Origin of the sequence: Corynebacterium heidelbergense (assembly GCF_028609845.1) — a bacterium.
In the GTDB taxonomy this organism is placed as follows: Bacteria; Actinomycetota; Actinomycetes; order Mycobacteriales; family Mycobacteriaceae; genus Corynebacterium; species Corynebacterium heidelbergense.
In genome coordinates this window covers 1574542-1588504 of the sequence record NZ_CP063191.1, presented here as the reverse complement: position 1 = coordinate 1588504, position 13963 = coordinate 1574542, and the positions used below count along the sequence as shown (strand labels likewise).

Genomic DNA, 13963 nt, shown 5'->3' with positions numbered 1-13963 from the left:
GGCCGGCTACAACAGGGACTTGTACACGTTCACGGTCTGCTCGGCGATGGTGGCCCAGCTAAACGTCGTCACCGCGCGGTTGCGGCCCGCCGTGCCGAAGGAATGAGCCCGGTTCGGGTCCGCCAACAGCTCGTTCGTCGCCTCCGCCAGGCCGCGCTCGAAGTCCTCGGTCGCACTTTCGTCGTAGTGCACGAGGGTGCCGGTCATGCCGTCCACAACGACCTCGGGGATTCCACCGACATCCGAGGCGATCACCGCAGTACCGCAGGCCATTGCCTCCAGGTTGACGATGCCCAGCGGCTCGTAGATAGACGGGCAGATGAAGGCATCGGCGGCCGTGAGGACCTCCTGCAGGTTTTCCTTCGGCAGCATCTCCTTGACCCAGTAGACCCCGTCGCGCTCTGCCTGCAGGTCCTGCACGAGGCCGGTCACCTCCGCCTCGATCTCCGGCGTGTCGGGAGCTCCGGCGCACAACACGATCTGGATCTCCGGGTTCATGTGCGCGATGGCCTTCAGTAGGTGAGGCACCCCCTTCTGGCGGGTAATGCGACCGACGAAGCAGATCATGGGGCGCTGCGGGTCCACCCCCAACTCCTCCAGCACGGACCGGCCGGTGGCCTCCAGTGCCTCCGCGTAGGTGGGGCGGGGCCGCCACAGCTCGGAATCGATGCCGTTGAGGACGATGTGCACCCGGTCCGGGTCGATCGTGGGGTAGGCGTCCAAGATGGTGTCTTTCATCTTGGCGGAGACGGCGATGACGGCATCGGCGTTGGTCATGGCATTGCGTTCGGACCAGGAGGAGACGTCATAGCCCCCGCCCAACTGCTCCCGCTTCCAGGGGCGGTGCGGTTCCAGGGAGTGGGCGGTGGCGATGTGGGGGATCCCGTGCAGCAGTCCGCCCACGTGGCCGCCCAGCCCGGCATACCACGTGTGGGAGTGGACGACGTCCGCGCCCTCGATGGCATTAGCCATTCGCAAACCAGTGGACAGCGTCTGAATAGATGCGTTGGCCCCGGTGAGTTTCGGGTCCACGCCGTGGACATAAACATCGGCCTCATCGCGGGGACCGCCCATGCAGTGGACGTCCACGTGCTCGAGTTGCCGCATGTACCGGGTGAGCTCGGTGACGTGAACCCCGGCCCCGCCGTAGATCTCCGGAGGATATTCCTTGGTGAGCATCGCAATACGCATGACCTCACCCTAATTGGCCCGGGGCCCATCCGCCGGGGAAGTTTGCCACGCCGGGCACCCGAAACAGGGTAGCGCCGGTGCCCAAAACGGGGTGGCGGGGGTCACTTGTCCAGCGCGCGGGCCCGAAGCCCATTAGCTTTGAGTGTGTGAAGAGCACACCGAATGTCCTGTCCATTGTTCTAGCCGGCGGCGAGGGTAAGCGGCTCTATCCGTTCACCGCAGACCGAGCCAAGCCCGCTGTCCCCTTTGGCGGCAATTACCGGCTCATCGATTTTGTGCTGTCTAACCTGGTCAATGCCGGGTATTACAAAATCTGCGTGCTCACGCAGTACAAATCGCATTCCCTCGACCGCCACATCTCCCAATCCTGGCAGTTATCCGGTCTGGCCGGGCAGTACATCACCCCCGTGCCCGCGCAGCAGCGATTGGGCAAGCGGTGGTTTACCGGTTCTGCGGATGCCATTCTGCAATCGCTCAACCTCGTTTACGACGAACGCCCGGATTACATCATCGTCTTCGGCGCGGACCACGTTTATCGGATGGATCCCAAGCAGATGGTGGAGGCTCATATTGCCTCTGGTGCGGGTGTGACCGTCGCCGGTCTGCGAGTCCCGCGGGAGGAGGCCACGGCCTTCGGCGTCATTCAGGCCGGGGAGGACAACCGGATTCAGGAATTCTTGGAGAAGCCGGCGGATCCGCCGAGTGTGCCGGATGATCCGAATGTCGCCTTCGCCTCCATGGGCAATTACGTGTTCACGGCGGACACCCTTATCCAGGCTCTGATCGAGGATGCGGAGCACGAGGATTCCAACCACGACATGGGCGGGGACATCATCCCGCTGTTGGTTGGCCGGGATCGGGCTTATGTCTACGATTTCTCTGCCAATAGCGTGCCGGGGGAGACGGAGCGCGATCGTGGTTACTGGCGGGACGTGGGCACGGTGGACGCCTTTTACGAGGCGCATATGGACTTGATCAGCGTGCATCCGGTGTTCAACCTGTACAACCAGCAGTGGCCCATCCACACTGCGGAAAATGGCAACCTTCCCCCGGCGAAGTTCGTCAAGGGAGGTATCGCCCAGGCCTCGATGGTGGCCGCCGGGTGCATCATTTCCGCGGGAACGGTGCGCAATTCCGTGCTCTCGGAGAATGTTTATGTGGATGAGGGCGCCACCGTGGAGGGCTGCGTGCTCATGCCGGGAGTTCACGTGGGCAAGGGCGCGGTGGTGCGCCACGCCATTGTGGATAAGAATGTGCGCATTTCGGACCACTCGATCGTCGGTGTGGATCGCAATCGCGACGAGCAACTGTTCACGGTTTCTGCCGGGGGAGTGGTCTGCATCGGCAAAAACGCGGTGGTGTAGCCCCGCGCACCGAGGCCCTAACCCCTAGAGCTTGGTGATTACCGTGGCCCCAGCCCCCAGCGGCAACCGCGTAACCACCACATTCCCCATCTCGGCGATGGCGGCGTCCGCCTCCCGGGCCGCCACCACCATGCGGTCGCGATCGTCCTCGTCGGCGATCGCCCCATCCATGAGGCTGTCCAGCAGCACCAGCGTCCCGCCAGGCCGCAGCGCGGGCAGAGTTGCCGCGCACAGGGCCGCAAGGTCGCGCACATCGCATTCCGCGACGGCTAAGTCATAGGAATCCGAAGCCAGGCGACCGACGACGTCCAGTGGTGCGCTGGGCAGGAATCGATAGCAATTATTGGGGACGCCAGCCTCACCAAACGCCGCCTTCGCCAACTGCTGGTGCTGGACCTCCGGCTCGATGCAGGTGAGATGGCCCTCGTGGGCGGAGTAGCTGGCACCGGATCCGGTTGCTCCCACCACGTAGCTGCCAACCACAGCGCCGCCGATCGTGTGCCTTCCAGTGGCGTTCCCGCCGACTGCTCCGCGCGTCTGCTCGTCCGGCTGGGCTGCCGCGTGGGCCGCGTGGAAGCCGCGGTAGATGTGCAGGCCCACTGTCCCACACGCGGGGCTCATGACAATGGCGGTGGGAGTGGTGCCCCCGTTGCCGCCGGCCTCCCCCCGGGCGTGCGCCCGGGCCGCCGCGGCGGTGCGGGCTGCCAGGAAGCGGAGGAAATCACCGGTCATCGCATCCGGCACGGCCAGGCCGAATTCCTCGGCGGCGGTCTCGGCGGAGGTCAGGGCTGGGTCCTCCTCGGCGTGGGTGGAGGCCAGGGAGCGGAACAGGTCCAGGGGGTTGCTCAGAGCGGAGTTCACGGTTGTAGAGGTTAGGGCAGGACCCCTACTGGTCTGGCGGAGGTTGGCGGCGCGTTGGGTGAGGTGGCGTCCAAAAAGAAAAAGGAGTTAACAACTGTTGACTGGAGGGATTGCGCTGTTGGGTGAGCGGGCGGGGCTCACAGTAAACTCTAAGGGGCCTGAAACTGTCCTGACACACTGGTGAGCCACAATGATGAGCATGACCTCCGAAACCCCCCGACCCGCCGAGGCCGAATCGCAGGCACCCAGGCCCGGCACGGGGAAGCAGGACCGCCCGCGCAGCACAGAGGACTTCGACCGGGGGGAAGGGGCCATGCCCAGTTGGTCCGATTTGGTCGCGGAGCACGCCGATAGCGTCTACCGGTTGGCGTTCCGGCTCTCCGGAAACCAGCAGGACGCCGAAGACCTTACGCAGGACACCTTCATGCGCGTGTTCCGCAGCCTGAAAAACTACAAGCCGGGGACCTTCGAAGGGTGGCTGCACCGCATCACCACGAACCTATTCCTGGACATGGTTCGCCGTCGTTCGACGATCCGCATGGAGGAACTGCCGGAGGACTACGAGCTGGCGGAGGGTAGCCACGTCGGTCCCGAGCGGGCCTTCGAAATGCACAACCTGGACCCCGCGCTGGAGCGGGCCCTCGACGAACTGACGCCCGAGTTCCGGGTGGCCGTCATCCTGTGCGACGGGCTGGACATGACCTACGACGAAATCGCCCGTACCCTCGGGTTGAAGATGGGCACGGTGCGCTCCCGGATTCACCGCGCCCGGGCCCAGATGCGCAGCAGCCTCCAGCGCGCCGAAGGGGAACTGCACTACATTGGGTCCTGATCGACCCGCCCCATGCCCACCCGGGGGCACAGAGCTTTAAACCCCCCAACGCGGCTACCGGGCATCTGCCGGGAAACCCCCGAGCTCCACTTGTTCCACGCCATACTGACCCGCCGAGTTGACCGGGAAAGGAAACGCTAGACATGCATCGAGCTTCGTCAGCCGCCGTGCCAGCGTCCTCCCACGGTGCGCAGGCCAGGAGTGAAGAGGACCGGGGGTTGTCCGTCGAGCACCTGTCCCCGGAGGCCATGGCCGCGCTTGTCGACGGGGAGCTGTCCAGCCGGGCGGAGCACCGCGCGAAGGTTCACCTGGTGCATTGCGGTGAGTGCCGGGCCGAGGTGCAGCTACAGCGCAAGGCTGCGGCCCTCGTCCGAGCCATGGACGCAGACGTGCGGTGCTCCGGGCGGTTGAAGCAGAAGCTCGCGGCGATTCCCCAGATGGTGGAGGAGGCTCGCCCCGCCGCCCACTTCGGTGTGGATGGGTGCCGGCGACCGGAATCGATTGTGGACGCCGTGGACCTCGCGCTTCGGAAGCTGCAGCGGAGGCAGAAGTGATCCTCCCCCGGACAACCGGAGGCGGATGCCCACGCCCAGCGGGGTTGACTTCGGTCGAGTAGGGTTAGCACGTGTTTTCCAATGTGGGCTGGGTAGAGATCGCCATCATCCTCGTGATGGGCTTGGTCGTCATCGGCCCGGAGCGGCTGCCCGGGCTCATCAAGGAGGCCCGCGCCGTGCTGCTGGCCGCTCGCAACGCTGTTGCGGAGGCCCGCCAGCAGTTGGGGGAGGACTTCGGCGACGAGATCGAAGAGATCCGCAAGCCCCTGCAGCAACTCGGGGCGGTACGCCAGATGGGGGCCAAGGGCCTGATTACACGCACGCTGCTCGATGGGGACGATTCTTTCCTCACTCCGTTTACGGAGGCCAAAGAAGACGTGAAGAATACCGTCCAGGATCTACGGGGCGCTCGGGGAGGATCGGCCGCAGGCTCGGCGGCAGGACCCACTCACGGATCGGCGCCGAGTTCGAGTTCGGCCAGCGAGGGGTCATCGCAGGCTGAGTCGCAGGGTCGGGTAGAGGTGCAGCAACAGGCTGCGGCGGGGGAATCGAAGGAGGATCCCCAGATGATGGAGACCGTGGGTCAACAGGTCCTCGACGACTCGGCGGCCGCGCAGCGGGATAGCCCTCGTGACCAGGGGCAGGCGGGCGCGGGGGAGCCGCAGAGGGGACAACCGGGCGCGGGTCAGCCGGGTGGCGGGCCGGACCGGCGCGGGCAGCAACACCCCGGCACCGAGTTCGACGACGTGCTCTAGAGCCCCGGCCGGGGCTGGGACGGCGCCCCGCCCCTTCCATCGCTGGCGCCGGTGGTTACTTTCGGGTCACGCCCAGGTTGAGCGGGCGCCCAGCGAGGGACTGGCGACGCAGGGCGAGGTGATCGGCGATGCCGCCGAAGGCCACGGCGGCCGCGCTGTTCGGCTCGGAGATCGCGATGGGGTTACCCAGGTCCCCACCGATCCGCAGCTGCGGATCCAGGGGGATCTGCCCCAGCAGCTTGACCTCGGACCCGGCGATCTGGCGGAGCCGATCTGCGACGAGTTGCCCGCCACCGGATCCGAACACCTCCATCCGGGAGCCATCGGGCATATCCATCCAGCTCATATTCTCGATGACCCCGCCGATGCGCTGACGCGTCTGCTGCGCGATGGTTCCGGCCCGCTCCGCGACCTCCGCGGCCGCCGCTTGGGGGGTGGTCACGATGAGTAGCTCCGCGTTTGGTACGAGCTGTGCCACGGAGATAGCGACATCCCCGGTGCCCGGGGGCAGGTCCAGCAGGAGGATGTCTAGATCGCCCCAAAAGACATCTCCAAGGAACTGCTGGATGGCCCGGTGCAGCATGGGGCCGCGCCAGACCACGGGGGAGTTATCGCCGATGAAATGCCCGATACTGATGAGCTTCACGCCGTGTGCCTGCAGGGGCATGATCATCTCGTCCACCTGGTGGGGACGATCCGTGGAACCCATCATGTGGGGGATGCTGTGGCCGTAGATGTCGGCGTCGATCACCCCCACCTTCAGGCCCCGCTTGGCCAGAGCCACCGCGACGTTGACGGTGACGGAGGATTTGCCCACCCCGCCCTTGCCGGAGGCCACGGCGAACACGCGCGTCGTGGAATTCGCCTGAGCGAAGGGAATCACTGGATCAGCGGCATCCCCTCGCACGATCTTGCGGACCTCCCGGCGCTGATCGTCGCTCATCACATCCGTGGTGACGGTGACGCGCTCCACGCCCGGCACGCCTTCCACCGCTTGCTGCGTACGCTGCGTGAGCGTGGACTTCATCGGGCAGCCCGCGATAGTCAGGTAGATGGTGACCGCCACGCGGGAGCCATCAATCTCGATGGATTTCACCATGCCCAGCTCTGTGATGGGGCGGTTGAGTTCAGGGTCCTCTACGCGGGAGAGCGCGCTGCGGACAGCGGATTCGGTTACTGCATGCATCGCAAACCAGTGTATCCCTTTGGCTGGCGGGGACCCTTATCCCGGTGCCCCGGTTGGTGGCGTCCCCAACCAGAAAGGACCCCACCCCCCGTACTGCCGGACCATGCCTACGGACCTTATCCGGGGAAGACGTTTGCTAGAACAATGAAAGACGGCGGCTAGGTGTGGGATGGCCCCGGATTGTCCTCGGCGGGATGGGCCAGCTCCTCGTCGTACTGGCGATCCTCCAGCTTGTCCTCAATCCGCTTGATGAGCTCGGTGAGATCCTCCAGTTCGCGGCGTAGGTAATCGCGCGTGACGGTTTCGCCCACTGCGATGCGGACGCCGGCCAGCTCGCGGGCGAGAAACTCGGTGTCCGCCTTCGTTTCGGCGGCGCGTCGACGATCCTCGGACAGGGCCACGCGGTCCCGGTCGTCCTGGCGGTTCTGCGCCAACAAAATCAACGGGGCGGCATACGCGGCCTGGGTAGAGAAGGCGAGGTTGAGCAGGATGAAGGGATAGGGATCCCAGCTCCAGGCAAAGGCGCCGATATTCAGGGCGACCCACACGATGACGAAAATCGTCTGATAGGCCAGGTACTGGCCCGTGCCCAAGAACCGCGCGATACGCTCGGCGGTCTTGCCCACCGAATCCCCGTTGAGGTTGAAGCGCTTGCGCCGGGTGGCGTCGGTCGGCTGGTCTAGCTGTACGTGCTTGTAATTATCCGGCATGGCCCTGTAGCCCTAAGCCCCTTCTTCCGTTCGCCAGTCCTCTTCGCGCCAATCCTCCGGCAGCATGTGGTCGATGAGATCGTCCACCGCCACCGCCCCGAGCAAGTGTTTATCCCGGTCCAAGACCGGGCCGCAGACCAGGTTGTACGTCGCGAAGTACCGGGCCGCGGTTTCGTGGGAATCCTCCGCATACAGGGCGGGAAGGTCGAGGTCCAGAATGCCGCCGATGAGCGTGCTGGGAGGCTCCCGCAGCAGCTTCTGCAGGTGGACGCACCCCAGGTACTTGCCGGTCGGCGTGGCCTGAGGTGGGCGGACCACGAAAATCAGGCAGCTCAGCGACATCGGCACCTCCGGGTTGCGCGCGTGGGCCAACGCCTCCGCCACCGTTGTCTGCGGAGTGAGGATGATGGGCTCCGGGGTCATGAGGGCACCCACCGTGTCCGGGGAGAAGTTCAGCAGGCGGCGGACCGGCTCCGAATCTTCCGGGTGCATGAGGTCCAGGAGCACGCGGGACGTGTCATCCGGCATCTCCGCGAGAACGTCCGCGGCATCGTCGGGGTCCATTGCCTCCAGCACATCGGCGGCGCGCTCGATATCGACGTGGTTGAGGATGCCGGTCTGCAGCTCCTCGGACATTTCCGGCAGAACGCCGGCGAGCATCTCGTCGTCCAGCTCCGCGGCGACTTTGTGGCGACGATCCTCCGGCAGATCCGCCAGGGCCGCCGCGATATCGGCCAGGCGCATTTCATGGAATGAGGAGATCAGTTCCGCATCCGGGTCCGACACTCCCGTTCCCGAGGCATGGACACCTTGAATGTGCGCGAAGGGGATGGAGACGACCCCACCCCGCCGACCGAGCCGGGTGCGTTCGGCCACGGCCACGCGGGAAACCATCCAATCGCGGGTGCGCGCTTGGTTGAGCTCGACGTCCAGAATCTCGACCACCTTGCCGTGTAGATGATCATGCTCTGGATCGTCGGTGTGCACCTTCGCGCCGACCAAATCATCCATGATGGTCAGCTCCCCGGACCGGGACCTAAAGGGGCGCAGGTTCACCGAACTGGAGACCATCGTGACCTCCCGTGGATCGATCGTGGCAATCCGCAGCATCGGCAGGAAGATCTGGCGCTTGCTGGGTAGCTCCACGACCAGACCAAGGGCCTCTGCGGAGGTGCGCTGGATGTGGACCACCACGTCGCGGACGCGGCCGACGGAATCGCCATCGGGCCCTAGCACCACCATCCCGGCGAGGCGACCGGCGTACACGCGGGTTTCACTCATGGGTTCCTAGGGTACTGCACGACTGGCGCAAACCCGCTGCCTGGAAGCGTGGGGGTGGGCGAGCTGGAAGCGTGCGGGTGGCCAGGCGGAGGGTACCCACCCGCTGCACCCCGCCTCTGCGGGTAGCTGCCCGCGGAGGGGACCGCCTAGGGTACCGTTCCATCCGGGGGCGCCTGACCCAGTGCGTACCCATTCAGGAGCGCCTAATCCGGCGCGTCGAACCCTCACCATGTTCCCGCCCATACGAGAGGAATGTCGAGTTTGATCACCCTCAGCCGATTACTCACCGGGGGACTCGTCGGCTTTGCCCTCATCCTCGGGGTAATCGGAAACCCCATGTGGGTGGGACATGCTGTCGGCGCGGCTATTGCGGTGCTCGCTTGCTTCGCCAGCGTGCGCTCCAGGTGGTGGGCGGTGGTGCCCTATATCGTGGTGGTTACGTTGTTTTTCGTGGAGTGGTATTCGTGAATGGCGCTCGGAAGTTAGGGCTTAGCCTCGTGGCGCTGGCTATCGGCTACGCGGGCGTGAGTGGTGTGCAAAGCTGCTCCGTTCCGCCGCCGGAGGAATTCCGGATCGGGGTGCCCGACCAGAGCAGCGGGGCGGCCTCGGATATGCGGATGCGCCCCAATCTCATCACCCCGCTGGCCAAGGAGTACCAGTCCGCGCTCAGCCGCCCGGGTCGGCACGTCACGCTGGTGCCGCTGCGGCCCTCCCAGCGCCTCGATGCGTTGCGGGAGAAGAAGGTAGAGCTCGTCTTCGGCTGCGTGGGCGAGATGTTGGACCAGATGGATCACAACACCGCAAAGCAAGTGCGTGGCCGATTTTCCACGTCCGGCTCGCCGGACACTCCACGCTGGCGGGATGTCACCCACTCCACGCTGCTTTCGGCGACTCCCTCAGACGTGGGGGTATCCGATCCGGGGCTGGCCACGCCGTGCCCGGACCCGACGATCCCGCAGAACACGGTGGCGCTGTACGACAAGCCCCGGATCAATCGGGAGGATCGGCGGGCCCTGAACAACGTCGCCGGGGGCATCTCCACCCAGGATCTGGAGGATAAGGCGAGCGAGGGCTAGGCGGAGCTGTCGGGTTCGAGCTGCACAAAGTAAGGGCCCCTGCGGGCCCAAACCCCGCCTCCCTAACCCCGCCAGGGCTCCACCCGCCGATCCCGCCGGGACGTTACCCCCTAAGGCCCGCCGAGGCTCCACCGCTCCGCCCTACTCGCCGAAGGCCTCCTCCAGCAATTGCTTCTGCTCTAACTGGTGAACCTTCGTCACACCGGTGGCCGTGGAGGACTGGGCGCGCCGGGAGACCCGGGTCAGCTTGATGCCGGGGAAGTACTCCGGCAACTGCAGTGCCATGAAGGGCCACGGGCCCTGGTTGGCAGGCTCGTCCTGCACCCACCGCAGCTCGGCGTTGGGGTAGTTCTTCAGCGCCTCCCGCAGCCGGTTGTGGGGAACCGGGTGCAGCATCTCCAGGCGGACGATGGCCACATCGTCGCGGCCGTCCTGCTCACGCTTTTTCTCCAGATCCCAGTACACCTTGCCAGAGCACAGCAGAACGTACTTGATGTTCTCGTTCACGCCGTCCTGGTTGGGGTCGTCGATCACGGCCTGGAACTTCTTGAGGTCCACGAAGTCCTCCACGGAGGACACTGCCTGCTTGTTACGCAGCATAGACTTCGGCGTGAATACGACGAGCGGGCGCTTCAAGGTCCCTAGCGCGTGGCGGCGCAGCAGGTGGAAGAAGCTGGCCGGAGTGGATGGTTGCGCGATGGTCCAGGAGCCTTCGGCGGACATCTGGAGGAAGCGCTCGATCCGGGCGGAGGAGTGGTCCGGCCCCTGGCCCTCGTAGCCGTGCGGGAGAAGCAGCACGAGGTTGGAGAGCTGACCCCACTTCGCCTCACCGCTGGAAACGTACTGGTCGATGATCGTCTGACCACCGTTAGCAAAGTCCCCGAATTGGGCTTCCCACACGGTAACGGCATCGGTGTTGCCCACGGAGTAGCCGTACTCGAAGCCGATTCCGGCGAACTCGGTGAGGGAGGAGTTGTAGGCCTCGAACCGGCCGCCGTTGCCGGACTCCTCGCCGATAACCTGCAGGGGGCTGTACTTGTCAAAGTCCTCACGGTCGAAGAGGACTGCGTGCCGCTGCGTAAAGGTTCCGCGCAGGGAATCTTCGCCGACGAGGCGGACCAGCTTGCCCTCCTGCACGAGGGAGCCGAACGCCAGCAGCTCCGCGAATCCCCAGTCGATGTTGCCCTTGCGGGACATGGACTGGCGGCGCTTGAGTACGGGCTTCACACGGGGATGCGGGGTGAGGTAGTCGGGGGTATTGGCGAACTTGTCCCCGATGAGTTCCACCGTCTCCCGGCTGATGGAAGTGTCTAGCCCGTGGGGCAACTGCTGGGAAGCAGTGATGCCGGACTGTTCCTTGGGGGAGGAGCCTTTCTCGGCCTCGCGCACGTCGTTGAACACGATCTCTAGCTGGTCGTGGAAGTCGCGTGCCACCCGCTCCGCGTCCTCGGTGGACAGGTCCCCGCGGCCGATGAGGGCTTCGGTGTACTGCTCGCGGGAGGTCGGCATCTTGGTGATGATGTCGTACATCCCCGGCTGGGTCATGGAGGGGTCGTCGGCCTCGTTGTGACCGCGGCGGCGGTAGGTGACCAGGTCGATGAAGACGTCCTTGCCGAACTGGTTGCGGTAGTCCACGGCTAGCTGAGCCACCCACACCACAGCCTCCGGGTCGTCCCCGTTGACGTGGAAGACCGGGCAGTCGAAGCCCTTGGCCAGATCCGTGGCGTAGTAGGTGGAGCGTCCGGCGTCCGGGGTGGTGGTGAAACCGATCTGGTTGTTCACGACGATGTGGATCGTTCCGCCCACCTCGTAGGCGTCCAGCTTGAACATGTTGATCGTCTCCTGCACCACGCCAAGGCCAGCGAAGGCCGCGTCGCCGTGGAGCAGCAGGGGCATGACGGTGCCCGGACCCTGGTCGATGAGGTCCTGCTTGGCGCGGGCGATGCCCTCCATGACCGGGTTCACGGCCTCCAGGTGGGAGGGGTTGGCGGTGAGGGTCACGTCGATTTCACCGTCGCCGAACATCTGCATGTAGTGCCCGGTGGCCCCGAGGTGGTACTTCACGTCACCGGAACCGCCGGCGGCGGCCGGGTCAATGTTGCCCTCAAATTCGGTGAAGACCTTGGCAAAGGGCTTACCCACGACGTTGGTCAGGACGTTGAGCCGACCGCGGTGGGGCATGCCGATCACCACTTCGCTCTGGCCGGCACCGGCGGCGCGGTCAATGGCCGCATCCATCATCGGAATGAGCGTTTCGGCGCCTTCCAGGGAGAACCGCTTCTGCCCGACGTACTTGGTCTGCAGGAAGTTCTCGAAGGCCTCGGCAGAGTTGAGCTTCTGCAGAATGTACTTCTGCTCAGCCGGGGTGAACTTGGGCTGCCCGGCCTCGATGCGCCGTTGGAGCCAGTTGCGCTCCTCGGCATCCATGACGTGGGTGTATTCGGAGCCCACCTTGAGGGTGTAGGCGCGGCGCAGCGCGGCAAGCACCTGGCGCAGCGTCATGGTCTCGTGGCCCATGAAACCGCCGACGTGGAAGGTGCGGTCGAAGTCCCAGAGGGTCAGCCCGTGGGTTTCGATGTTGAGGTCGGCGTGATCGGGCACGGGAAGGCCGGGCTGTGTCCAGTGCAGGGGGTTGATGTCCGCAATGAGGTGGCCGCGGGAGCGGTACGCCTCGATGAGCTGCATGACGCGGGTGGACTTGTCCACACCGGTGTTGGGCAGGTCCTGGCTCCAGCGCACGGGGGAGTAGGGCACCCGCATGGCGGTGAAGATCTCGTCCCAGAAGTTGTCGTCGATGAGCAGACGGCTCATCGTCCGCAGGAACTCGCCGGACTCCGCGCCCTGGATGATCCGGTGGTCGTAGGTGGAGGTGATGGTCACCAGCTTGCCCACGCCCATTTCGCCGAGGCGGTCCTCGGAGGCGCCCGCGAATTCGGCGGGGTAATCCATGGAACCCACGCCGATGATGGCGCCCTGGCCCTTCGTCAGGCGAGGCACGGAGTGGCGGGTACCGATGCCGCCGGGGTTCGTCAGAGAGATGGTGACGCCGGAGAAGTCCTCCATCGTGAGCTTGCCGTCGCGGGCCCGCTTAACGATGTCCTCGTAGCTGGAGACGAACTCCGCAAAGTTCATCTTCTCCGTTTCCTTGATGGCCGCGACCACCAGGGAGCGGTTGCCGTTCTTGGCGGTCATATCGATGGCCAGGCCGAGGTTGATGTTCTCCGGGATGACCAGCGTCGGCTTGCCGTCGATGACGTCGTAGCTGTTGTTCATGTCCGGGTGAGCCAGCACGGCCTTCACTAGGGCCCAGCCGATGATGTGGGTAAAGCTGATCTTCCCGGAGCCGCGGGCGCGTAGCTGGTCATTGACCATCGCGCGGTTTTCGAACATGAGCTTGGCCGGCATGTCCCGCACGGAGGTCGCCGTGGGGATTTGCAGGGAGAGGTCCATGTTCTTGGCTACGGCCTTGGCGGGGCCGCGCAGCGGGTTCTGCCCAGCGTCCGGCAGGCCCACGGGAGCCTTGGGCGCCGGCGGCGCGATCCGCTCGGGCAGCAGGCTGCCGTGGTGGGTGTCGTCGTCGAGCACCGTGTCCGGCTGTCCGATACGCCCCTGCTTGATGCGAATCTGGTTGGATGTCGTGTCGTCGGAGGCACCCTTGCCCGCGGCGTTGACGGAGGTCTTGGAGGTATGGGTGGCCTGCTGGGTGCGGGCGTCCTCTACCGGGCGGGAGGGGCCCTGGTTTTCCGTATCCCCCGTCTGCGAGGGCGCGGAAGTCTTGTCCCCGGCCCCCGTGCTCACAGCGTCCTTGTTCGACGAGCTGTTGTCGGTTTGCTGAGCGCTGGCCCCGCTGGTGGGCGCGGAGGTGCGGGATTGCCCCTTGTTCCCGGTGGATGCAGCAGCGGGTGCTGCGTCCGCGCTAGACGATGCGGCTGCCTCGGGCTTGAAGTCACTGCTTTCGAAGTATTTGCGCCACTCCGCGTCCACGGACTGGGGGTTGGACGTGTACTGCTGGTACATCTGGTCCACCAGCCACTCGTTTTGGCCGAAATTCGCGCTGCTCACGGCAGGTCCTCGCCTCTTTTCTTCCTTCGCTTTAGTCTCGCCGATCAACCCTACACGACCTGTGTCGGCCAGATCGGGGTCAGTGGGGCCC

At 65.3% G+C, this 13963-nt stretch carries 12 protein-coding genes; 6 read left to right on the top strand and 6 right to left on the bottom strand.

What is annotated here, in order from left to right:
• Nucleotides 1-6 precede the first annotated feature (6 nt).
• The gene (gene glgA, locus CHEID_RS06925; RefSeq protein ID WP_273661031.1) at nt 7-1191 is read right to left on the bottom strand and encodes a glycogen synthase; all 1185 of its coding nucleotides are present in this window, start codon (nt 1189-1191) and stop codon (nt 7-9) included.
• Nucleotides 1192-1337: 146 nt separating this feature from the next.
• Here glgA and glgC point away from each other — a divergent pair, with 146 nt between their 5' ends.
• Entirely contained in the window at nt 1338-2555 is a 1218-nt protein-coding gene (glgC, locus tag CHEID_RS06920; protein ID WP_112768684.1) for a glucose-1-phosphate adenylyltransferase, read from the top strand.
• Between the two features lie 24 nt (nt 2556-2579).
• Here the strand turns inward: glgC and CHEID_RS06915 are convergent, their stop codons facing one another.
• Nucleotides 2580-3416, bottom strand: coding sequence for an O-methyltransferase (locus CHEID_RS06915; RefSeq protein ID WP_238599220.1), 837 nt, complete (start codon nt 3414-3416; stop codon nt 2580-2582).
• Between the two features lie 199 nt (nt 3417-3615).
• On the opposite strand from CHEID_RS06915, the gene sigE reads away from it, so the two are divergent.
• The 3 genes from sigE (at nt 3616) to CHEID_RS06900 (ending at nt 5557) form a co-directional block, all read left to right on the top strand.
• Entirely contained in the window at nt 3616-4248 is a 633-nt protein-coding gene (gene sigE, locus CHEID_RS06910) for an RNA polymerase sigma factor SigE (RefSeq protein ID WP_112768695.1), read from the top strand.
• Nucleotides 4249-4391: 143 nt separating this feature from the next.
• Nucleotides 4392-4802 carry a zf-HC2 domain-containing protein gene (locus tag CHEID_RS06905; RefSeq protein ID WP_238599219.1) on the top strand — a complete coding sequence of 137 codons (411 nt, stop codon included), beginning with the start codon at nt 4392-4394 and terminating at the stop codon, nt 4800-4802.
• Nucleotides 4803-4873: 71 nt separating this feature from the next.
• A complete protein-coding gene (locus tag CHEID_RS06900) occupies nt 4874-5557 on the top strand; it encodes a twin-arginine translocase TatA/TatE family subunit (RefSeq protein WP_181645846.1) in 684 nt (227 codons plus the stop codon).
• Nucleotides 5558-5612: 55 nt separating this feature from the next.
• On the opposite strand, the gene CHEID_RS06895 is transcribed toward CHEID_RS06900, so the two are convergent.
• From CHEID_RS06895 to CHEID_RS06885, 3 genes are all read right to left on the bottom strand, one after another.
• Nucleotides 5613-6743, bottom strand: a complete 1131-nt coding sequence (locus CHEID_RS06895) for an Mrp/NBP35 family ATP-binding protein (RefSeq protein WP_112768682.1) — start codon at nt 6741-6743, stop codon at nt 5613-5615.
• A 158-nt stretch (nt 6744-6901) separates the two neighbouring features.
• Nucleotides 6902-7453, bottom strand: coding sequence for a DUF1003 domain-containing protein (locus CHEID_RS06890; protein ID WP_112768681.1), 552 nt, complete (start codon nt 7451-7453; stop codon nt 6902-6904).
• A 12-nt stretch (nt 7454-7465) separates the two neighbouring features.
• Nucleotides 7466-8734: a magnesium transporter MgtE N-terminal domain-containing protein gene (locus CHEID_RS06885; RefSeq protein WP_112768680.1), complete on the bottom strand. Its 1269-nt coding sequence runs from the start codon at nt 8732-8734 to the stop codon at nt 7466-7468.
• Between the two features lie 261 nt (nt 8735-8995).
• Between CHEID_RS06885 and CHEID_RS06880 the strand changes: the two genes are divergently transcribed.
• Complete coding sequence (locus CHEID_RS06880) at nt 8996-9202, top strand: hypothetical protein (protein WP_238596940.1); 207 nt, start codon at nt 8996-8998, stop codon at nt 9200-9202.
• Nucleotides 9199-9810, top strand: coding sequence for a hypothetical protein (locus CHEID_RS06875; RefSeq protein ID WP_146743812.1), 612 nt, complete (start codon nt 9199-9201; stop codon nt 9808-9810). The genes CHEID_RS06880 and CHEID_RS06875 overlap by 4 nt, the downstream gene beginning before the upstream one ends.
• Before the next feature lie 141 nt (nt 9811-9951).
• Here the strand turns inward: CHEID_RS06875 and CHEID_RS06870 are convergent, their stop codons facing one another.
• Nucleotides 9952-13872: a multifunctional oxoglutarate decarboxylase/oxoglutarate dehydrogenase thiamine pyrophosphate-binding subunit/dihydrolipoyllysine-residue succinyltransferase subunit gene (locus tag CHEID_RS06870; protein WP_273661029.1), complete on the bottom strand. Its 3921-nt coding sequence runs from the start codon at nt 13870-13872 to the stop codon at nt 9952-9954.
• Nucleotides 13873-13963: the final 91 nt, after the last annotated feature.